This is a genomic window from Lachnoanaerobaculum orale (assembly GCF_003862485.1).
GTDB classification, from domain to species: Bacteria; Bacillota; Clostridia; order Lachnospirales; family Lachnospiraceae; genus Lachnoanaerobaculum; species Lachnoanaerobaculum orale.
In genome coordinates this window covers 1,899,149-1,920,464 of the sequence record NZ_RRCM01000001.1, presented here as the reverse complement: position 1 = coordinate 1,920,464, position 21,316 = coordinate 1,899,149, and the positions used below count along the sequence as shown (strand labels likewise).

The window sequence follows — 21,316 nt, the reverse complement described above, 5'->3', positions numbered from 1 at the left end:
AAGCGTGAAAAAGAAATTTGTAAGTACAATAACATTGATGAGCCTGCTGTCTGTGGCGGTATTATCAGGATGCGGCAAAAGTAATGCAGGTGCCAAGGCAGGCAGTGCAGGAGAATTATATGTATATAACTGGGGCGAATATATTGACGAGAGTGTCATAGAGGAGTTTGAAAAAGAAACCGGCATCAAGGTTGTCTATGATATGTTTGAGACCAATGAGGAGATGTATCCTGTAGTTGAAGCCGGCGGAGTTGTCTATGATGTGGTATGTCCTTCAGACTATATGATTGAAAAGATGATAAAGAATGATATGCTTGCAGAGATTGACTTTAACAATGTTCCGAATGTAAAGAATATTGACCCTAAATATATGGAGATGTCAAAGGCTTTCGACCCTGAGAATAAGTACTCTGTGCCGTATACATGGGGAACTGTCGGTATACTTTATAACACTTCCATGGTAAAGGACGATATAACAAGCTGGGGAGACCTTTGGAATCCTAAGTATCAGGGAAATATCCTTATGCAGGACTCTGTAAGAGACGCTTTTATGGTGGGTGAGAAGTTGCTTGGATATTCTATGAATACTACCGACAAGTCGGAACTTGAAAAGGTAAAGGATAAACTTATAGAGCAAAAGCCGCTTGTTCAGGCTTATGTTGTGGACCAGGTTAGAGATAAGATGATCGGCGGTGAGGCTGCCATCGGAGTTATCTACTCAGGTGAGATGCTCTATGTTCAAAATGAGGTTGCAAAGGCAGGCGGAGACTTTGAACTTAAGTATGTGATACCTAAAGAGGGTACCAATGTATGGATTGATTCATGGGTAATTCCGAAGAATGCAAAGAATAAGGAAAATGCCGAGAAGTGGATTGATTTCTTAAACAGACCTGAGATTGCAAAGAAAAACTTTGAATATATTACATATCCTACACCTAACAAGGCTGCATATGATTTACTTGATAAGGATTTGCAGGAAAATACGGCGCTCTTCCCGACAGATGATATGCTTAAAAACAGTGAAGTTTATAAGTATATAGGAGATGATGGCGACAATCTTTATAATGAGCTTTGGAAAGAAGTGAAGGGTAACTAAAAAATGCTGCCGTGGACTCAGTCCATGGCAGTTTTTTTATTATATTTACTTATGACCAAATTTGATATATAATTTAGTCATGATTTGGAGGTGAGGTTATGCAGATTGTACCTATGAGAGATTTAAAAGATACTGTGCAGATTGAGAAGAAATGTCAGAACGGTCCGGTTTTTGTTACTAAAAACGGTTATGGAAAGCTGGTAGTTATGAATATGGAATACTATGAGTCTAAGATTGCCAAAATTGCAGAGGCTGATTTCATTAATGAAGGTATTGTAGATTTTGCAAATGGGAAAGTCAGTGGCGGAAAAGAAGTAATAAAAGAGTTGAAGGATAAATATGGAATACAATAATTTTTCATATTATCTTACCAATCGTGCACAAATTGATTTAAATAATATAGTTGAATATATTGATAGAGAGTTATGTAACAATGATGCTGCAATATCATTTATTCAGCATTTTGAAAAAGAAATGGAAAATTTATGTAAATTTCCAAACATAGGTTCAAGATTAAACAATATATATTTGAAAAGAAATGATATATGTAAGATAACGGTTAAAAATTATATAGTGTATTATTTTGTTGAAAAAAGAAAGAACATGATAGTAGTAGTAAGAATAGGACATTCTTTGCAAAATCAAGATAACTTGTTAAAATAATATAAAACATCCCACAGGCTTAGTGTAGTCTATGGGACGTTTTATAAATGTAAAGTTTCATTTGGTTTTAAACAAATCTTACTCTGTCAGCGATATTTTCTTTTTCCTTAGGATCGGGTTCTGTAACAATTCCGCCAAAAGGCATTTGTGCAATTAACTTCCATGACTTAGGAACTTCAAACATTTCTTGCACAAGGCTGTCAATTACAGGGTTATAGTGCTGTAAGTTTGCGCCGATTCCAAGCTCTCTAAGACCTGCCCAGATATTTATTTGTAACATACCGTTTGCTTGATTTGCCCAAACAGGAAAGTTATCTGCATATGTTGGGAACTTTTTTTGCAGTACTTCTACAACTTCTGCATCATAAAAATAAAGTACTGTACCTGCCGCCGCCTTAAATCCGTCGATTTTTTCACGAGGGACCTTGCCTTCAAAAGTATCAAATATTCTATCCCAAAGCTCATCCTGTTTCTCATCCATAACTACAAGAACTCGGGCACTCTTCATATTAAAGGCATCCGGTACAAGCTCTGTAATTTCTTCAATAAGTTTTTTAACTTCTGCATTATCTACAGGAAGTTCTTTGTTTAGATTATAGTAAGTTCTTCTTTGTTTTAAATTGTCTATAAGTTTCATAAAACCTCCAATCTATAATAAATGGGTATATCATATCTTATTATTATAGTATAATTTTTGGTTATTTAAAAGTAAGGTACTTTTAATATATAGCCGTGTTTTTATTTTCGGTTTGTGATATAATATAGCTGATACCGTATATGTTGTTTGTTGGGAATAAAGGAGGTAGTATGATAGGTAAAAGCGCAGTTTACGTTTTCGGAATATGGTTTGGTGTATCTGCAATAATTGCTGCTATAAAATATTATGTAAATAAAGGTTAGAAAATATGTAATTTAATGAGGGAGAACTTTGATGGAAAATTTGGAGAATAAAAAAATATACAGATTTAAAAAATTCTTAGGATTCTTGGGATTGTTAGGTTTTTTAGGATTTTTAGGATTTGTATTTGATAATGTAGTATTTTTTCATTTTTTTTGCTTTTATGGTTTTTTTTCATATTTTTTTGTGAATGATACGCAGAGTATTAAGAATAAAGATGACAAAAGACATACTTTATACAGAGGTATTTTGGTCGCTATATTTATAACCAATGTAGTTATAACTAACAGTGGATATATCCATGATAAATACTCGGCTATGACTATTTTAATCAACGTAGCTTTTGCCATAGCCGTCATAGTGGATACTATTATTGGAAAAAGTTGAATGTAGTTGAAGTTGAGTCAGTGTTTATTGTATTTAGCTCAGCGCCACATCCAGTGCCATCATCACTGTAAATCCGAAGGCAAATAATATAACTCCTATATTTGAATGTTCTCCTTCACTCATTTCAGGGATAAGTTCCTCCACTACAACATACATCATAGCACCTGCCGCAAAACTTAAAAGATAGGGCATAATAGGAATAAAGAATGCGGATGCACCAAGCATTATAAATGCCGCTACAGGCTCTACCGCACCTGAGAGTATACCGTAGAATAAGGCTTTCATTTTACTTTCTCCTTCTGCATGAAGTGGCATTGATATAATGGCACCCTCAGGGAAGTTTTGAATAGCGATACCAAGAGAGAGTGCGAGAGCGGCTCCAGCAGATATACCGAGGTTACAGTTTAAAAATCCCGCATATACAATACCTACAGCCATACCCTCAGGTATATTGTGAAGATTCACGGCAAGCAACATCATAGCGGTTCTTGCAAGTTTACTCTTTCGCCCTTCAGCCTTTGCAGCATACATATGCAGATGCGGAATAATGTGGTCAAGCAAGAGTAAAATTAAAATTCTTATCAGTATATATCTTATGTAGTTATGTTGTGCTAACTACATTTTCTATAATAGCATTTATAAAAACAATTTGCAATACAAATAAATAGAAAAAAATTAAATTGCATAAAATACTTTAATCTGTTAATCGATAATCTTTTTATAGTAGCTTATCTCGCTTGTGATAATAAAACCGAGTTCTTTATATATCTTATACGCCGGAGTGTTTTCAAGTAGAAGCTGCAAATGTATTTTTGTTTTTCCAAGACTCTTTAAATAATAAAGTATTGCAGTCATAGACAGTTTGCCAAGCCCTTTGTTTTGGTACTCTTCATATATATTGAAGCTGTGAAAATATATATCGTCGGTGTTGAATGTAAAGGTATAAAAGCAAAACGATCCTATTTCAATATCGGATTGAAATATATAGTAAATATCATCTTCTTTAATTATATCAATATCAAAAACAGGTTCGGCATTGTATGAAGAAAGGTCAAGTTCCATCATGGTCTCCGTACATTCATATGTGAGGGACAGACTTTTGGCTGTTTTTACGGCAGGAGAGTAGTTTCTCTCACAGATAAATGAGATATCACATTCTCTTTCAAGGTCATTACAAAGATACTTATAGGCGGCCTTAAAATATCCCTTGCATCTGTTTGACATATCCGTATATGCTATAGCTTCATATGTATCTATATCTATCTCAAAGAGTGCAATTACAGACATTAACTCCTCATTTTCAAAACAGAGATAGTAAGTACATCTGTCGTCACTAAAGTCAAAGTAGAGAGGAAGATGTTTGACCTCATCCTGTGATTTAACTATATTATTTATCTTTTCTATATAAGATTGTGTAAGTTCCTTTGTTTTTATTATATTCATCTCAAACTCCAAGTGCATTTATTGAAATAATGCGTGTTTATGTGTTATACTTTCATAAATACATTATGCCCGAAAGGGCCTTTAGGAGAAAATATGATTGCAAAACTTATTGAAAAAATCAAGCAAACAAATGCCCCTATATGTGTCGGGTTGGACCCGCTTATTTCACATATACCTGATTATATATTAGATGAGAAAATAAAGAAATACGGAAAAAGCACAAAGGCTGTGGCTGAGGCTTTCTATGACTTCAATATGGCTATAATAGATAAGACATATGACCTTATTCCGGCAGTGAAGCCGCAGATAGCCATGTATGAGGAGTTCGGTATAGACGGAATGATTGCATATAAGAATACAGTTGAGTATGCAAAGAGTAAGGGTCTGATTGTAATAGGTGATGCAAAAAGAGGTGATATAGGTTCAACCTCTCTTGCCTATGCCAAGGCTCATATCGGAGTAAGTGAGATTTTGGGCGAGAAGGTGTCGGGATTTGATACGGATTTTGTTACGGTGAATCCGTACCTTGGAACAGACGGTGTAAAACCTTTTATAGATGTGTGTAACAGCGAGGACAAGGGTATCTTTGTACTTGTAAAGACATCCAATCCGTCAAGCGGAGAGTTTCAGGACAGGTTGATAGAAGGTACACCTCTTTATGAGCTTGTTGCAAACAAGACTTGTGAGTGGGGTGCTATGAGCATGGACGGAGAGTACTCAAATGTAGGTGCGGTTGTAGGTGCAACATATCCGAAAATGAGTGCAATACTCAGAGAAAAGATGCCTCATACATTCTTCCTTGTACCGGGATACGGCGCACAGGGAGGAACCGCAGAGGATTTAAAGCCTTGCTTTAATAAAGACGGACTCGGTGCAATAGTAAACTCTTCAAGAGGAATCATAGCCGCATACAAGCAGGAAAAGTATTCTTCACTTGACTTTGCGGACGCATCAAGAGCGGCTGTAAAAGACATGATAGCAGATATAAACAGAGTATTATAAAGAGAGTAAGATGACAAAGATAATGGACAATGGGAAAGTGATTTCCCAAGATGAATTAAGTAAGGATATTTTTTCCGTTTGGATAAAGACAGATATAGCAAATGACACCCTTCCGGGACAGTTTGTAAATGTCTACACGAAAAATCCTTCCAAGCTTTTGCCGAGACCTATAAGTATATGTGAGGTCGCTAAGGATTCTATAAGGCTTGTATACAGAGTAACAGGTGAGGATACCGGTACAAAAGAGTTTTCAAAGCTTAAAGCGGGAGACGATATAAAGGTTTTGGGACCGCTTGGAAACGGCTTTCCTACAGATTCAAAGTCAAGCATACTTATAGGCGGAGGTATAGGAATACCGCCTATGCTTGAGCTTGCAAAGAGTCTTGAAGGTGAGAAGATGATAGTACTCGGTTTCAGAGACAGTGATACATTCCTTGCAGATGAACTTAAGCAATACGGCAAGGTCTTTATCGCTTCTGAAGACGGAAGTATAGGTACGAAGGGAAATGTTCTTGATGCAATAAGAGAGAACAATATAAAGGCTGACAGAATACTTGCCTGCGGACCTACTCCGATGCTTAGAGCCATAAAAAAATATGCATCTGAAAATAATACGGAGTGCTTTTTGTCATTGGAAGAGAAGATGGCATGCGGTATAGGTGCCTGTCTGGCTTGCACCTGTAAGTCAAGTGAGGTAGATTCTCACTCCAATGTGAAGAATAAAAGAGTCTGTACCGAAGGCCCTGTTTTCAATGCTTTAGAGGTGGAACTATGATAAGTACAAAAGTAAATATTGCAGGTGTGGAGTTTAAAAATCCTGTAACGGTTGCCAGCGGTACCTTCGGACATGGTGAAGAATTTGCGGACCTTGTGGATATAAACAAGCTCGGTGCGGTCACCACAAAGGGTGTAGCCAATATACCTTGGGAGGGCAATCCTACACCAAGGATTGCTGAAGTCTACGGCGGAATGTTAAATGCTATCGGACTTCAAAACCCCGGAGTGGATACCTTTATAGAAAGAGATTTGAAATTCCTTAAGCAAAAGGATACGAAGATAATTGTAAATGTTTGCGGCAGAAGTATTACAGACTATATAGAGACTGTGGAAAGACTCTCGGATGAGGCTGTAGATATGCTTGAAATCAATATTTCCTGTCCGAATGTATCACATGGAGGTATCGCTTTCGGTACAAATGTAGACAGTGTAAGAGATATTACAAGTCAGATAAAGGCACATTCAAAAAAGCCTGTTATAATGAAGCTTTCACCGAATGTTACAGATATTACAGAGATTGCAAAGGCGGCTGAAGATGCAGGAGCGGATGCGCTTTCTCTTATAAACACTATCACAGGAATGAAGATTGATATAAATAAAAGATGTTTTGCCATTGCCAATAAAACCGGAGGTATGTCAGGACCTGCGATAAAGCCTGTTGCACTCAGAATGGTATATCAGGTGGCAAATGCTGTGAAAGTGCCTGTGATAGGTATGGGCGGAATAGCTACAGCTGAGGACGCCATAGAGTTTTTGCTTGCCGGTGCAACTATGGTAAGTGCCGGAACGGCGAATTTTTTCAATCCGAATGCAGGTATAGATGTTGCAAAAGGTATAGAAAAATATCTTGAAAAAAATAACTTCAGTGATGTAAATGAGATTATAGGTCTTGTAAAGTAAAGAAACGGAGTAGAGATGGAAAATTATAAAAAAGAATTTATTGACTTTATGATAGAGTGTGAAGTACTTAAGTTTGGAGACTTTGTTACAAAGAGCGGAAGAAAGACACCTTTCTTTGTAAATACAGGGTTTTACAGAACGGGTTCACAGCTTAGCAGACTTGGAAAATACTATGCAAAGGCTATAAGAGGTGCTTTCGGAGACGACTTTGATGTTTTATTCGGACCTGCATACAAGGGTATTCCTCTCAGTGTTGCAACATCTATGGCACTCAGTGATGAGGGTGTGGATGTGAAGTATTGTTCAAACAGAAAAGAAGTAAAGGACCATGGAGATACAGGTATTTTGCTCGGTTCTCCTATAAAGGATAAAGACAGAGTGGTTATAATAGAGGATGTTACCACAGCCGGAACTTCTATCGAGGAGACTCTACCTATAATAAAGGCACAGGGAGATGTGAATGTACTCGGTCTTGTAGTAAGTGTTGACAGATGTGAAAGAGGCAAGGGTGAGAAGTCCGCACTTGTAGAGATAAGTGAAAAGTACGGTCTGAAGACCACAGCTATTGTTACAATGAATGAGGTGGTCGAGTATCTCTATAACAGAGAGATAAACGGCAAGGTCATCATTGATGACAAGTTGAAGGCGGCTATTGACGACTACTATAAGATTTACGGTGTAAAGTAAAGACAGGTGAAAATATGGAAAAGACATACAAACTTATGAAATTTTGTGGCGGAGCGGGTATTGCAATCGGAGTGGTAATGATAGTTGTAGGTGTTGCTACAGGTGTAATGTCCATTGTAAACGGGGCAAGGCTGCTTGTCGGAAAGAATCATATAGAGTTTTGATATGAATAAACTTAAAGCTAAGTTTAGATTTTTGGGTCAGGTGTTATTTACATTGTATATTTTAATCCTATGCTATTTTCTCTTCTTTGCCGAGGGCTTCGGAAGAGGAATGGCTGTGGAGGCCCATGGATATAACACCGTACCTTTTCTTGAAATCAGAAGATATATAGATAATTTTTATAAACTTGGTATGATATCGGTGCTGAACTTAGGCGGCAATATACTTGCTTTTATGCCTTTCGGATTTTTCAGACCGATAATAGGCAAAAGAAAATGCGGTTTCTTTAAAACATTGATAGAAGGCTGTTTACTCTCATGTGTTGTTGAGGTGATACAGCTTTTGACCAATGTAGGCAGCTTTGATGTGGACGATATTATTTTAAATACATTGGGAGTATTTTTGGGATATATCGCGTTTGTGCTGTGTAAGATTATCATATGGAGACGTGAATGAGATTTTTTAAAAGAAAAAGAATAGGAACGCCTTTTAGAAGAGAAGAAAATATCTTAGACTCCGACAGATTTTTGGCGGCTGAGGATAAGGTAAAGTTTGCTACAAGCAGAAGTGATATGGTCGACTATATGAGAAGACCTTTTGCAAAGGATGCAAAGTTCGCACTGTTTATGGATTTGGTTGCGGTAGTGCTTTTGGTATTTGCAATCAGGAAAGTGGTAGAAAATCAAGGGGCGCCGAGTACACAGGTGTCGGCCTTTGCACTTTGTTCATTTTTATTTGCAGGAGCGGGATTTTATTACTCTATGAAATCTTTTAAAGACGGAGTGGCCAGAAAATCACTTTCGGTGATTACAACATTGATTGGAGGAGTTTTATTTTTACTATGGTTTTTGATATTTATTCTTGGGATAAGAGGGTAATAGTTGAGAGAATAAATCTTGCAATGGACAGGATATCTTTGATAAGAGCGGAAGAAGATATCAAGTTTAAGGACTTTTTTGCCGAGCTTGCATCATTTTTGGAAAAAGTAAATGATGTCAGGCGAAAAAAAGAAAACGGTGAGTTTGAAGCTTTAAGCTTTGAAGAGCTTAAAGATATGCAGGATGAGCTTTTCTATGACTTGAGAGAGGATATCTATGCAGGCTCTGTATACAATCCGGATGTATTGGAGAAGTTGTTTGATAAAGACTTTGTTTCTCCTTTATTAAGTTTGGGCTTTGAGGTGAGAGCCGCACTTATTACAGTGTATGAGGGAGACCTTGAAGGGTTTGTAAATATACTTGAGCTGTTCTTACAAGTCTACGGCATAGCTATGGAAGGTGGAAGCGCAAAAGAGATTGCGGATGCTATATATTGGTATGCTTCAGATTATCTGGATGTAACTGCAAGAAAGAGGATTATTGAAAGTTTCACCACTTCTAACAGGTTCTTTTATAATATCATAATGAATGACGATCTGTCGGATCTTAGATATCTTTTCAAATTCGGAGAATACATAGGCTCAAATGAGATAAATACAGCAAAATATTTGAATTCACTTGATAATGAGACTGTCAGACTGTGTGCAAAGATTTTTGTGGACGGCTATAGAGACGGTTTTTTTGCAATGCAAAAAGATATATCAAAGAGAAGTGTTGTATCACTGATTTACAATATCGGATTTGAAAGAATAGTAAAAGAAGCCGTTATTTTCTTTGAGGATATGGGCTTTGAAGTGGTATTGCAAAGAAAGCCGTACAGACTTTCCGATATATCACCTGTAAAGAACAGGGGAATATGCAGCGGCGGAGTAAACAGACAGTTTGAGTATGACCACAAGTTTGATATGAATATCTTTACAAAGAAGGCATACCTTGACAGAAAGCTTGAAGTGAGCAAGCAGACCTTTGAAGAAATAAAGGAAAATATGTCAAAGTATGGCGGTCCGGCTTTGATGGAATCCTTCGGCGAGATGGAGTTTTTGCCTGTAAAGAAAAAATGTGCCAATGCATTTGGTGAAAAACAGAACAATCTGATGACAAATTACAGAAATGAAATGATGCTTTTACAGGATGAGTATATAGATACTTCAGGTACGGCATTTTGTATAATAGCATGGCCGCTTCCAAGTATTGCAGAAGATGAGAAGATTTATTCAAATATTTTTGATGATATTATAAGAATCAACACATTGGATGCTACAAAGTATAAAGACGCACAGCAAAAGATAATTGATGCGCTGGATAAGGCGGATACGGTAAGTATTGTAGGAGGTGAGGGAAATAAGACATCTCTTACCGTAAAACTGCATGAGCTTAAAGATGCGACTAAGGAGACCAACTTTGAAAACTGTGTGGCGGATGTAAATATTCCTGTGGGTGAAGTATTCACATCTCCTGTGCTTAAGGGTACTGAGGGTACACTTTTTGTAAAGGATGTATTTCTTTCAGGTTACCACCTTAAGAATCTTTGCATAAAAGTTGAGGACGGAATGATTAAAGACTATACCTGTGAAAACTTTGAAAGTGAAGAAGACAACAAAAGAATAATTGATGATGCTGTTTTAAAGGGACATAAGAGTCTTCCGATGGGTGAGTTTGCTATAGGTACCAATGTGGTTGCCTACAATGTGGCAAAAAAATATGACATATTTGAGAAAATGCCTATTTTGATAGCGGAAAAGATGGGCCCGCATTTTGCCTTCGGTGATACCTGCTATTCACATGAGGAGGACAATATCACATACAATCCTGACGGCAAGGCGATAACGGCAAGAGACAATGAATGCTCTATAAGAAGAAAGACCGACATCAAAAAGGCATACTTTAACTGCCACACCGATATAACAATCCCTCTTGCAGAGCTGGGAGATATATATACCAACGAGCCTGAAGGCTCTCACACATATATTATAAGAGACGGAAAGTTTGTGCTTGAAGGTAGTGAAATATTGAATGAATAAAGGAGGAACTATGAGCAAAGTAGCAATAGTGATGGGCAGTGATTCCGATTTGTCGACAATGAGAGCTGCAGGAGATTTCCTTACAAAGATGGGGATAGAGTATGAGTACAATATAATATCCGCACACCGTGAACCCGATATATTCTTTAAATGGGCAAGAGAGCTGAGAAACAGAGGTATCAAGGTGGTGATTGCAGGAGCCGGAAAGGCTGCACATCTTCCGGGAATGTGCGCGGCACTTACACCGCTTCCTGTAATAGGAGTACCTATAAAGACATCGGACCTTGGCGGAGTGGACTCACTTTACTCAATAGTGCAGATGCCGGGAGGTATACCTGTGGCAACCGTGGCAATCAACGGAGCGAAAAATGCGGGAATACTTGCAACAAAGATGCTTGCTCTTAATGATAATGAGCTTTTTGAGAAGCTTGAAAAATTCAGTGATGAGATGGCAAAAGAAGTTGAGGCTAAGGACGGTAAGTTAAAGAGTGTTGGAGTGGATGCTTTTTTGAAGGGCTAAACTTTATATAGCAGTTGTTTCTTTGTAAGTTTTTGTTTTGTATATTGGAGGTAATATGGATTACAAGAGTGCCGGTGTGGATATCGAAGCAGGTTATAAGGCTGTAGAGTTGATGAAGGAGCATGTGAAGTCGACTATGAGAGCCGAAGTCCTTGGAGGGCTTGGAGGTTTTTCAGGTGCGTTTTCACTTAGTAAGATTAAGGATATGGAAGAACCTGTGCTTCTTTCAGGAACCGACGGAGTAGGTACCAAGCTTAAGCTGGCTTTTCTTATGGATAAGCATGACACTATAGGTATTGACTGTGTGGCTATGTGTGTAAATGATGTGGCCTGTGCAGGCGGTGAGCCTTTATTCTTCCTTGATTATATAGCCTGCGGTAAGAATGAACCGCAAAAGATAGCTACCATTGTAAAAGGAGTTGCAGACGGCTGTGTACAGTCAGGTGCCGCATTGATAGGCGGTGAGACTGCAGAGATGCCGGGATTTTATCCTGTGGATGAATATGACCTTGCAGGCTTTTGCGTAGGAGTGGCCGATAAATGTGACCTTATAGACGGTAAGGACTTGAAGGAGGGAGATGCACTTATCGGTATTGCCTCAAGCGGAGTGCATTCAAACGGCTTTTCTTTGGTAAGAAAGGTCTTCGATATGACAAGACAATCACTTGATACCTACTACAAAGAACTTGATAAGACTTTGGGAGAGGCACTTTTGGCTCCTACAAAAATCTATGTTAAGGCATTAAAGTCTGTAAGAGAATCGGGTGTAAAGATAAAGGCCTGCTCACATATCACAGGCGGCGGATTCTATGAGAATATTCCGAGAATGTTGACGGAAGAAAAAAGAGCGGTAGTGAAAAAAGATTCTTATGAAGTACCTGCCATATTCAAACTTATGGCAAAAAAGGGAAATATAAGTGAAGAGATGATGTACAATACCTTCAATATGGGACTCGGTATGGTGATAGCGGTAGATAAAGGTGATGTTGAAAAAACTTTGGATGCAATAAATAAGGCCGGAGAGAAAGCCTTTGAAATAGGATATATTGATAAAGGAACAAAGGGTGTAGAGCTTATATAGGAGAGTCTATGTTTGATATCGTATGTTTAGTTTCAGGTGGCGGCACCAATCTTGCCGCCATTATAAAGGCAATAGAAGACGGCAGTATAAAAAATGTAAGAATAAAGTCGGTTATCTCAAACAATGCCGATGCCTATGCGCTTGAAAGAGCAAAGAGTGCAGGGATAGAGAGTAAATGTATATCGCCGAAGAGCTTTTCAAACAGGGATGATTTTAATAAGGCACTGCTTGATGAACTTAAAAGTCTGAATCCCGACCTTATAGTACTGGCAGGATTTTTGGTAAATATCTCAAAAGATATAGTGGATGCATTTGAAAATAAGATAATCAATATACATCCTTCACTGATACCGAGCTTTTGCGGTAAGGGCTACTACGGACTTAAGGTACATGAGGCTGCATTAAAAAGAGGTGTTAAGGTAACAGGTGCCACAGTGCATTTTGTAGATGCCGGAATAGACACGGGTAAGATAATAATTCAAAAGGCGGTAAATGTATTGCCGGGTGATGATGCGAAAACCTTACAAAGACGAGTGATGGAAGAGGCGGAGTGGATTATTTTACCGAAAGCTGTTGAAATGATTGCAAATGGAGAAGTTTTATGAAGATATTGGTTGTAGGCGGCGGCGGAAGGGAACACGCTATCGTAAAGAAATTGGCACAGAGTAAGAAAAATCATAAAATCTATGTGGCACCGGGAAATGCAGGCACGGAAGAAATTGCAACAAATGTCGCAATATCAGTTATGGACTTTGACTCACTTGCCGACTTTGCAAAGAAAGAAAAGATTGATTTGACCGTAGTAGGTATGGACGACCCGCTTGTAGGCGGTATAGTCGACAGGTTTGAAGCTGAGGGACTTAGGGTATTCGGTCCGAGAAAGAATGCCGCCATATTGGAGGGTTCAAAGGCGTTTTCAAAAGACCTTATGAAAAAATACGGTATACCTACAGCGGCATATGAAAACTTTAACGATCCGCAAAAAGCAATTAAATATTTGGAAACGGCAAATTATCCTATAGTTTTAAAGGCTGACGGACTTGCTCTGGGTAAGGGAGTGCTGATTTGTAAAACTTTTGAAGAAGCAAAATCCGGTATCGAAGAGCTTATGATTGATAAGAGTTTCGGTGATGCCGGAAATACTATAGTTATAGAAGAGTTCTTACAGGGCAGAGAGGTGAGTGTACTTTCATTTGTAGACGGTACTCACTATGCCCTTATGACTTCGGCACAGGACCACAAGAGAGCAAAGGATGGCGACGAGGGACTTAATACAGGCGGAATGGGAACCTTCAGCCCAAGTCCTTTCTATACCGAGGAGGTGGACAGATACTGTAAGGAACATATCTATCAAAAGACTGTGGATGCTATGAGAGCAGAGGGCAGAGAGTTTAAAGGAATTATCTTCTACGGACTGATGCTTACAAAGAGCGGTGTAAAGGTGCTTGAGTACAATGCCAGATTCGGAGACCCTGAGACTCAGGTAGTGCTTCCTAGGATGGAAAACGACATTATAGATGTATTTGAGGTATGTATTGACGGATGTCTTGATAAGATTGATCTTAAGTTTGAGGACAATGCGGCAGTCTGTGTAGTACTTGCAAGTGACGGTTATCCGCTTAAGTATGAAAAGGGCAAGAAAATAACGGGACTTGAAAACTTTGAAGGAAAGACTGATATATTTGCATTTCACGCAGGTACAAAAAAAGTAAACGGTGATGTGCTTACAAACGGAGGCAGGGTTCTAGGCGTTACGGCAACGGCTCCTACTTTAAAAGAGGCAAGAGATAAGGCCTATGAGGCAACAAAGTTAGTAGAGTTTGAGAACAAATATATGAGAAATGATATCGGAATGAGTATAGACTCTAAAGATTGACAGTATAGTTTGTATTTGTTAGACTAATGAGAAAAATAAATATTGTTTATTAGTACTTTCGGTCTTTTAAGTATCACTAAAGACCGGTACTATTGTATCCGAAAAAGGAGAAAAAGCAGTGGCAAGAATCATAGGGGAAGGCATCACATTTGATGATGTATTATTGCAACCGGCATATTCGGAAGTTATAGGAAATCAGATCGATATTTCTACATATTTAACAAAGAATATTAAATTAAATATTCCTTTGATGAGTGCAGGAATGGATACAGTTACAGAACATAGAATGGCAATAGCCATGGCCAGACAGGGCGGTATCGGAATAATCCATAAAAATATGAGTATTGAGGAACAGGCAGGTGAGGTGGATAAAGTAAAGCGTTCGGAAAACGGCGTTATTACAGATCCTTTTTATCTCTCGCCAAAGCATACTCTTTTTGATGCCAATGAACTTATGGCCAGATACAGAATTTCAGGAGTTCCGATAACCGAAGGAAAGAAATTGGTAGGTATAATTACCAACAGAGATTTAAAGTTTGAGGAAGATTATACAAAGAAGATATCGGAGTGTATGACTAAGGAACATTTGGTTACGGCACTTGAGGGAACTACATTGGAGGAAGCCAAGAAGATTTTGGCAAAGGCCAGAGTGGAAAAGCTTCCGATAGTCGATAAAGACGGAAACCTTAAGGGACTTATTACCATAAAGGATATTGAAAAGCAGATAAAGTATCCGAATTCCGCAAAGGATTCGCAAGGCCGACTGCTTTGCGGTGCTGCACTTGGAATCACTGCAAATGTGCTTGACAGATGTGATGCGCTTGTAGCGGCAAAGGTGGATGTTGTGGTACTTGACTCGGCACACGGACATTCAAAGAATGTAATAGATTGTGTTAAGAAAATCAAAGAAAAATATCCTACTCTTCAGGTCATAGCGGGAAATGTGGCTACAGGTGAGGCCACAAAGGCTCTTATAGAGGCAGGTGCCGATTGTGTTAAGGTCGGTATAGGACCGGGTTCAATATGTACCACCAGAGTTGTGGCAGGTATAGGTGTGCCGCAGATAAGTGCAATAATGAACTGCTACGCCGTAGCCAAGGAATACGGTGTTCCTATTATTGCGGACGGCGGAATCAAGTTTTCGGGAGATATTACAAAAGCGCTTGCGGCAGGCGGAAATGTATGTATGATGGGTTCACTGTTTGCAGGATGTGACGAGTCTCCGGGAGATTTTGAACTTTATCAGGGCAGAAAGTATAAGGTTTATCGCGGTATGGGTTCACTTGCGGCTATGGAAAAGGGCAGCAAGGACAGATATTTCCAGACCGACGCGAAGAAGCTTGTGCCTGAGGGTGTAGAAGGTAGAGTTGCATATAAGGGGCTTGTGGAAGATACGGTATTCCAGCTTCTTGGCGGTCTTCGTTCAGGTATGGGCTACTGCGGTGCAAAGGATATCGTTACATTGCAGGAGAGCGCACAGTTTATAAAGATAAGTGCGGCATCTTTAAGAGAGAGTCATCCGCATGATATACATATAACAAAAGAGGCACCTAACTATTCATCAGAGGAGTAAAACATGGACGCAACATTAGTGGTTATGGCGGCAGGTATCGGTTCAAGATTTGGAGGCGGCATAAAACAGCTGGCACCTGTAGGGCCGGGCGGCGAGATTATAATGGACTATTCAATATATGACGCAAAAGAAGCGGGATTTAACAAGGTGGTTTTCATTATACGCCATGATCTTGAAAAAGATTTTAAAGAGATTATCGGAGACAGAATAAAAAAATATATAGATGTGGACTACGCTTTCCAAGAGCTTGACGACTTGCCGGAAGGCTTCACCTGTCCGAAAGACAGGACTAAGCCGTGGGGTACGGGACAGGCACTGTTATCTGTAAAGGGACTTGTAAATGAGCCTTTTATAGTGATAAATGCGGATGATTACTACGGCAAAGAGGGCTTTAAGGTAGTGTATGACTATATGAAGAATCATATGAAGGAAAACGGTGAGAAGCTTGACCTTTGTATGGCAGGGTTTGTTTTAAAGAACACTCTCTCAGATAACGGAGGAGTCACAAGAGGAGTTTGTAAGGCTGATGCGGACAACAAGCTTGTAGATGTGACGGAAACCTTTGATATAGAGTTAAAGGACGGCGTTTTGAGTGCTGTGGATGAAAATAAGCAAAAAAGAGATGTGGATTTGAACGATATTGTTTCAATGAATATGTGGGGGCTTACACCGAAATTCTTGGATATTCTTGAAGAAGGCTTTCCGAAGTTTTTAAAGAGTATGACAAATGAGTTAAAAAGCGAATACCTCCTGCCTTCAGTAATAGATGAAGCAATTAAATCCGGAAAGGCGAGTGTGGAGGTATTAAAGAGCCACGATAAGTGGTTCGGAGTAACCTATAAAGAAGACAAGGAGCTTGTTGTAAATTCAATAAGAGCCTTAGTGGACAAGGGAGTATACCCTGAAAAAATATTTAGTTAAGAGGAAATTATGTCAAAGCTTAGAACATTGATATTGGGTCATAAAAACCCGGACACAGATTCAATTTGTGCGGCTATCAGTTATGCCGATCTAAAGTCAAAAACTGAAGAGGGGGAATTTTCACCAAGGCGTGCCGGAGAAATCAATGAGGAAACCAAATTTGTATTGAATTATTTCAAGGTTAAACCGCCTAAGCTTACTGAGAGTGTCAAGACCCAGATAAAGGATATTGATATAAAGCATACAAAGGGTGTTGATAAGAATATTTCATTTAAAAAGGCATGGTCACTGATGCAGGAACTTGATGTTGTGACCTTGCCTGCAGTAAATGAGGACGGTGACCTTGAGGGAATAATATCGGTAAGTGATATTGCAAACTCATATATGAATATCTATGACAGCAGAATACTTGCAAAAGCAAATACCAGATATTCAAATATCATTGAGACTTTGGACGGCACTTTGGTAGTTGGAGATAAAGAAGCATACTTTAATGAAGGCAAGGTGGTAGTGGCAGCCGCAAATCCCGATATGATGGAGTTTTATATCGAAAAGGACGACCTTGTAATACTGGGTAACAGATATGAGATGCAGCTTTGTGCTATTGAGATGGGAGCGGCCTGTATAATAGTATGTGAAGGTGCAGGTGCTTCAAAGACTATTCAAAAGATTGCAAAAGACCATGGTACCACAGTTATTACAACAGCATATGACAGTTTTACCGTTGCAAGACTTATCAATCAGTCCATGCCGATAAACTACTTTATGAAGACTGAAAATCTTATTACATTTGAAAATGAGGATTATCTGGATGATGTAAGGGATGTAATGGCAAATGTAAGACACAGAGACTTCCCTGTTCTTGATAAGCACGGAAAGTATCTGGGTATGTTTTCAAGAAGAAACTTACTTGGAGCCAAGGGTAAGAGAGTTATAATGGTTGATCACAATGAAAGAAGTCAGGCGGTGGACGGAATCGAGCATGCAAATGTGCTTGAGATTATCGATCACCACAGACTGGGCACCATAGAGACTATCGGACCTGTTTATTTCAGAAATCAGCCGCTTGGTTGTACATCTACAATTATCTATCAGATGTATCAGGAAAAAGGAGTTGAGATACCGCCGAATATAGCCGGTCTTATGTGCTCCGCAATCATTTCAGATACATTGCTTTTCAGATCGCCTACCTGTACGGCCGTTGACAAGGCGGCAGGACTTGCACTTGCAAAGATTGCAGGTATAGATATAGAAAAGTATGCAAATCAGATGTTTGCATCGGCAAGCAACTTAAAGGGAAAGACTGACGAACAGATTTTCCATCAGGACTATAAGACATTTGCACTTGGAAAGAGTACTATAGGAATAGGTCAGATAAGCTCGCTTAATGAAGAAGAGTTAAGTGAGATAGAAAGCAGACTGATGCCTTTCCTTATAAAGCTTCACGAAAACAGCGAAGAAGATATGATGTTCTTTATGTTGACCAATATATTGGAGCAGTCTACAAGACTTATATGTGTAGGTCAGGGTGCTATGTCACTTGTAATGAAGGCGTTCAGACTGGAAGAGGGAAGTTATGATGTCAGCGATGCGGGGGTTATAGAACTTACATCGGTGGTATCAAGAAAGAAACAGCTTGTACCGAGTCTTGTAGTGGGAATACAGATGTAGGAGAGATATGGGAAGAAAGACTAATATTACATTGATCGGTATGCCTGCATCAGGTAAATCTTCTGTCGGAGTGGTTTTGGCTAAGAGACTTGGAAAAAAGTTTGTAGATACAGATATAGTGATTCAGGAAAAGTACGGTAAACTTTTAAAGGAGCTTATAGAGGAGCATGGTGATGACGGCTTCAGAGAAATAGAAGATGAGGTCAATGCTTCACTTGATGTGACGGACAGTATCATATCCCCGGGAGGCAGTGTGGTATACGGCGAGAAGGCCATGAAACATCTGAAAGAAATCAGTGTTGTGATATACTTGGAACTTTCATATACCGCTATAAAGTCAAGACTCGGAGATTTGAGGGAAAGAGGAATCACTTTAAAAGAAGGCCAGACTTTAAAAGACCTCTACCTTGAGAGAACACCGCTTTATGCAAAGTATGCGGATATCACAGTCAACGAGATGAAAAAAACTTTGTCAAAGACCATTGATGAAATCTGTGAGATTTTGGGTGAAAAGCCGAAGAAAAAAAGAAACTTTAAGAGTAGAAGGTTTCCAAAAAACAAGAACGGCAAAGAAAAGAATGTAAGAGATAATGGCGGCAGATTAAATAAAGATAAATCTAAAGAAAAGACGGCAAATGAGAAACTTTCAAAGGATGTATCAAAAAAGGAAAGATTTGCCAAGAACTCTGCATTACAAAAAAACAATAAAAAAACAGATAACAATCAAAGAAAAAATAAGAAGAGATATTTTAAGAATAATGAGAATTGATTTTAAACCGGGAAATATGTTGTATCCGGTGCCGGTGGTAATGGTAAGTTGTGGCGACGGTGAAAGAAGTGATATTGTCACAGTGGCTTGGACAGGTACCATATGTACAAATCCGCCTATGGTGTATATTTCTCTTAGACCAAGCAGATATTCGTATGATATAATAAAAAAGTCACGTGAGTTTGTCATCAATCTCACAAATGAAAAGTTGGCAAAGACGGCAGATGAATGTGGCGTAAAATCAGGTAGAGATATTGATAAATGGAAGGTTATGAAGATAGAGCAGTTGCCATCAAAAGTGGTAGCTGCTCCGTCTGTTAAGGAAAGTCCCGTATGTATAGAGTGTAAGGTGGAAAACATCTTGGAGCTCGGTTCACATCATATGTTTATAGCAAAAGTGGTTGCTGTGAATGTGGACGGAAAATATATGGATGAAAAAAACAAATTTGACCTGACAAAAGCCGACATGGTAGTATATAATCATGGAGAATACATAGGGCTGTCAAAGGTACTCGGTACTTTCGGTTACAGTGTGAAAAAGAAGAAAACAAGAAAATAAGATAAACCCGGGAGGCATGATTTTGAAAGAAATTAGATTTGATGATATAAAGCATATATATTTTTGCGGTATCGGCGGTATAAGTATGAGCGGACTTGCAAGAGTACTATTGGAAAAGGGCTTTGAAGTGAGCGGCTCCGATACAAAGGCAAACAACAGGACAAAGGATCTTGAAGACAGAGGCGTAAAAATATTAGTAGGACAAAAAAGAGAGAATATCGGCGATGATATAGACTTGTTTGTATATACGGCTGCCATACATAAAGACAACCCTGAGTTTATTGCGGCTAAAGAAAAGAATATAAAGATGATGACCAGAGCAGAGCTTCTCGGCTATGTAATGTCAAAGTTTAAAGAGAGCATAGCAGTAAGCGGTACACATGGAAAGACCACCACAACCTCTATGTTGTCATATATATTACTTGATACAAAACTTGACCCTACCATCTCTGTAGGCGGCATTGTAAAGAAGATAAAGGGAAATATTTATATAGGTAAGGGTGACACGTTTGTTACGGAGGCCTGTGAATATACAAACAGTTTCCTTGAGTTATATCCTACAGTAGGTGTTATATTAAATATAGAAGAGGATCACCTCGATTTCTTTAAGGATTTGGACGATATCAGGAACTCTTTTAAGAATTTCGTAAAAAATACAAGTCCTGAGGGTTGTATAATAATAAATGACAAGATTAAAAACAACAGAGAAATTACACATGGGTTTGAGGGCAATGTAGTAAGATACGGAACCGAAAACAGTGACTGCTATGCAACAAATATAAGATACGACGCTTTGGGATATCCTACATTTGACCTTGTACATAAAGAAGAAACATATGAGGATGTAAAGCTTTGTGTAGGAGGAAACCACAATATATATAATGCCCTGGCGGCTATTTGTGTTGCCTTTGAACTTGGAGTAAGTATCGAAGATATAAGAAAAGGACTTTTGGAGTTTAAGGGTGTGGACAGAAGATTTGAGGTCAAGGGAAAGCTTGACGGAATCACAATAGTTGACGACTATGCACATCACCCAAGTGAAATATCGGCCACATTGAATATTGCAAAGAGATATCCTCATGACAGACTTGTTGTGGTATTCCAGCCGCATACATATACCAGAACAAAGGCATTCTTTGACGACTTTGCAAATGTATTAAAGAATGTGGATGAGGTAATAATCGCAAAGATTTATCCTGCCAGAGAGACGGACAATCTCGGTATGAGTTCAAATCTTCTCTCAAAGAGGATAAATGAACTCGGCGGAAATGCTACAAGTTTTGAGACTTTTGATGAGATAGAAAATTATCTTTTGGAGGAGCTTAAAAAGGGTGATTTGCTTATCACCATGGGTGCCGGAGATATCTTAAGAGTGGGCGAGTTTTTACTTGGAAAATAATTTATAAAGTTATAGATTTAAAACAAAGGGAGA

At 38.8% G+C, this 21,316-nt stretch carries 24 protein-coding genes and 1 pseudogene; 22 read left to right on the top strand and 3 right to left on the bottom strand.

Annotated elements, in window-relative coordinates; all coding sequences use genetic code 11:
• Nucleotides 1-4 precede the first annotated feature (4 nt).
• The 3 genes from EHW90_RS09210 (at nucleotide 5) to EHW90_RS09200 (ending at nucleotide 1,759) form a co-directional block, all read left to right on the top strand.
• Nucleotides 5-1,096: an ABC transporter substrate-binding protein gene (locus EHW90_RS09210; protein WP_124952462.1), complete on the top strand. Its 1,092-nt coding sequence runs from the start codon at nucleotides 5-7 to the stop codon at nucleotides 1,094-1,096.
• 98 nt (nucleotides 1,097-1,194) lie between these two features.
• A complete protein-coding gene (locus tag EHW90_RS09205) occupies nucleotides 1,195-1,449 on the top strand; it encodes a type II toxin-antitoxin system Phd/YefM family antitoxin (RefSeq protein ID WP_124952461.1) in 255 nt (84 codons plus the stop codon).
• Entirely contained in the window at nucleotides 1,436-1,759 is a 324-nt protein-coding gene (locus EHW90_RS09200; RefSeq protein ID WP_124952460.1) for a type II toxin-antitoxin system RelE/ParE family toxin, read from the top strand. Before EHW90_RS09205 ends, EHW90_RS09200 begins: the two co-directional genes overlap by 14 nt.
• A 67-nt stretch (nucleotides 1,760-1,826) precedes the next feature.
• Here EHW90_RS09200 and EHW90_RS09195 read toward each other — a convergent pair whose 3' ends face one another.
• Entirely contained in the window at nucleotides 1,827-2,396 is a 570-nt protein-coding gene (locus EHW90_RS09195) for a nitroreductase family protein (protein ID WP_124952459.1), read from the bottom strand.
• A 294-nt stretch (nucleotides 2,397-2,690) separates the two neighbouring features.
• Between EHW90_RS09195 and EHW90_RS09190 the strand changes: the two genes are divergently transcribed.
• A complete protein-coding gene (locus EHW90_RS09190) occupies nucleotides 2,691-3,044 on the top strand; it encodes a DUF3796 domain-containing protein (protein WP_124952458.1) in 354 nt (117 codons plus the stop codon).
• Between the two features lie 33 nt (nucleotides 3,045-3,077).
• Here the strand turns inward: EHW90_RS09190 and EHW90_RS09185 are convergent.
• Nucleotides 3,078-3,617 (bottom strand): annotated as a pseudogene (locus EHW90_RS09185) (ZIP family metal transporter); the annotation flags it as partial.
• A gap of 129 nt (nucleotides 3,618-3,746) precedes the next feature.
• Nucleotides 3,747-4,487 carry a GNAT family N-acetyltransferase gene (locus tag EHW90_RS09180; RefSeq protein ID WP_243113951.1) on the bottom strand — a complete coding sequence of 247 codons (741 nt, stop codon included), beginning with the start codon at nucleotides 4,485-4,487 and terminating at the stop codon, nucleotides 3,747-3,749.
• Between the two features lie 93 nt (nucleotides 4,488-4,580).
• Between EHW90_RS09180 and pyrF the strand changes: the two genes are divergently transcribed.
• The 18 genes from pyrF (at nucleotide 4,581) to murC (ending at nucleotide 21,283) form a co-directional block, all read left to right on the top strand.
• On the top strand, nucleotides 4,581-5,489 hold the full coding sequence (gene pyrF / locus EHW90_RS09175) for an orotidine-5'-phosphate decarboxylase (RefSeq protein ID WP_124952456.1): 909 nt from the start codon (nucleotides 4,581-4,583) through the stop codon (nucleotides 5,487-5,489).
• A 10-nt stretch (nucleotides 5,490-5,499) separates the two neighbouring features.
• The gene (locus EHW90_RS09170) at nucleotides 5,500-6,264 is read left to right on the top strand and encodes a dihydroorotate dehydrogenase electron transfer subunit (protein WP_124952455.1); all 765 of its coding nucleotides are present in this window, start codon (nucleotides 5,500-5,502) and stop codon (nucleotides 6,262-6,264) included.
• The gene (locus EHW90_RS09165) at nucleotides 6,261-7,166 is read left to right on the top strand and encodes a dihydroorotate dehydrogenase (RefSeq protein WP_124952454.1); all 906 of its coding nucleotides are present in this window, start codon (nucleotides 6,261-6,263) and stop codon (nucleotides 7,164-7,166) included. The genes EHW90_RS09170 and EHW90_RS09165 overlap by 4 nt, the downstream gene beginning before the upstream one ends.
• 15 nt (nucleotides 7,167-7,181) lie before the next feature.
• Nucleotides 7,182-7,853 (top strand): orotate phosphoribosyltransferase, encoded by a 672-nt coding sequence (pyrE, locus tag EHW90_RS09160; RefSeq protein WP_060930159.1) that lies wholly within the window; start codon nucleotides 7,182-7,184, stop codon nucleotides 7,851-7,853.
• Nucleotides 7,854-7,867: 14 nt separating this feature from the next.
• A complete protein-coding gene (locus EHW90_RS13285; protein ID WP_009444628.1) occupies nucleotides 7,868-8,017 on the top strand; it encodes a hypothetical protein in 150 nt (49 codons plus the stop codon).
• A 1-nt stretch (nucleotide 8,018) separates the two neighbouring features.
• Nucleotides 8,019-8,471: a VanZ family protein gene (locus EHW90_RS09155; RefSeq protein ID WP_124952453.1), complete on the top strand. Its 453-nt coding sequence runs from the start codon at nucleotides 8,019-8,021 to the stop codon at nucleotides 8,469-8,471.
• Nucleotides 8,468-8,893 carry a hypothetical protein gene (locus tag EHW90_RS09150; RefSeq protein ID WP_060930157.1) on the top strand — a complete coding sequence of 142 codons (426 nt, stop codon included), beginning with the start codon at nucleotides 8,468-8,470 and terminating at the stop codon, nucleotides 8,891-8,893. The genes EHW90_RS09155 and EHW90_RS09150 overlap by 4 nt, the downstream gene beginning before the upstream one ends.
• On the top strand, nucleotides 8,857-10,914 hold the full coding sequence (locus tag EHW90_RS09145) for an aminopeptidase (RefSeq protein WP_124952452.1): 2,058 nt from the start codon (nucleotides 8,857-8,859) through the stop codon (nucleotides 10,912-10,914). The genes EHW90_RS09150 and EHW90_RS09145 overlap by 37 nt, the downstream gene beginning before the upstream one ends.
• Nucleotides 10,915-10,924: 10 nt before the next feature.
• The gene (gene purE / locus EHW90_RS09140) at nucleotides 10,925-11,434 is read left to right on the top strand and encodes a 5-(carboxyamino)imidazole ribonucleotide mutase (RefSeq protein ID WP_124952451.1); all 510 of its coding nucleotides are present in this window, start codon (nucleotides 10,925-10,927) and stop codon (nucleotides 11,432-11,434) included.
• Nucleotides 11,435-11,489: 55 nt separating this feature from the next.
• Nucleotides 11,490-12,515 carry a phosphoribosylformylglycinamidine cyclo-ligase gene (gene purM, locus EHW90_RS09135; RefSeq protein ID WP_124952450.1) on the top strand — a complete coding sequence of 342 codons (1,026 nt, stop codon included), beginning with the start codon at nucleotides 11,490-11,492 and terminating at the stop codon, nucleotides 12,513-12,515.
• Between the two features lie 8 nt (nucleotides 12,516-12,523).
• Nucleotides 12,524-13,120, top strand: a complete 597-nt coding sequence (gene purN / locus EHW90_RS09130) for a phosphoribosylglycinamide formyltransferase (protein ID WP_124952449.1) — start codon at nucleotides 12,524-12,526, stop codon at nucleotides 13,118-13,120.
• Nucleotides 13,117-14,391 carry a phosphoribosylamine--glycine ligase gene (gene purD / locus EHW90_RS09125; RefSeq protein ID WP_124952448.1) on the top strand — a complete coding sequence of 425 codons (1,275 nt, stop codon included), beginning with the start codon at nucleotides 13,117-13,119 and terminating at the stop codon, nucleotides 14,389-14,391. Before purN ends, purD begins: the two co-directional genes overlap by 4 nt.
• A 118-nt stretch (nucleotides 14,392-14,509) precedes the next feature.
• On the top strand, nucleotides 14,510-15,964 hold the full coding sequence (gene guaB, locus EHW90_RS09120) for an IMP dehydrogenase (protein WP_124952447.1): 1,455 nt from the start codon (nucleotides 14,510-14,512) through the stop codon (nucleotides 15,962-15,964).
• Between the two features lie 3 nt (nucleotides 15,965-15,967).
• Nucleotides 15,968-16,885 carry a nucleotidyltransferase family protein gene (locus tag EHW90_RS09115; protein ID WP_124952446.1) on the top strand — a complete coding sequence of 306 codons (918 nt, stop codon included), beginning with the start codon at nucleotides 15,968-15,970 and terminating at the stop codon, nucleotides 16,883-16,885.
• Nucleotides 16,886-16,894: 9 nt separating this feature from the next.
• Entirely contained in the window at nucleotides 16,895-18,556 is a 1,662-nt protein-coding gene (locus EHW90_RS09110) for a putative manganese-dependent inorganic diphosphatase (RefSeq protein WP_060930150.1), read from the top strand.
• 7 nt (nucleotides 18,557-18,563) lie between these two features.
• Complete coding sequence (locus tag EHW90_RS09105; protein ID WP_009444614.1) at nucleotides 18,564-19,325, top strand: shikimate kinase; 762 nt, start codon at nucleotides 18,564-18,566, stop codon at nucleotides 19,323-19,325.
• On the top strand, nucleotides 19,315-19,884 hold the full coding sequence (locus EHW90_RS09100) for a flavin reductase family protein (RefSeq protein ID WP_009444613.1): 570 nt from the start codon (nucleotides 19,315-19,317) through the stop codon (nucleotides 19,882-19,884). The genes EHW90_RS09105 and EHW90_RS09100 overlap by 11 nt, the downstream gene beginning before the upstream one ends.
• A gap of 16 nt (nucleotides 19,885-19,900) precedes the next feature.
• Entirely contained in the window at nucleotides 19,901-21,283 is a 1,383-nt protein-coding gene (gene murC, locus EHW90_RS09095) for a UDP-N-acetylmuramate--L-alanine ligase (RefSeq protein WP_124952445.1), read from the top strand.
• The last annotated feature ends 33 nt before the right edge of the window (nucleotides 21,284-21,316 follow it).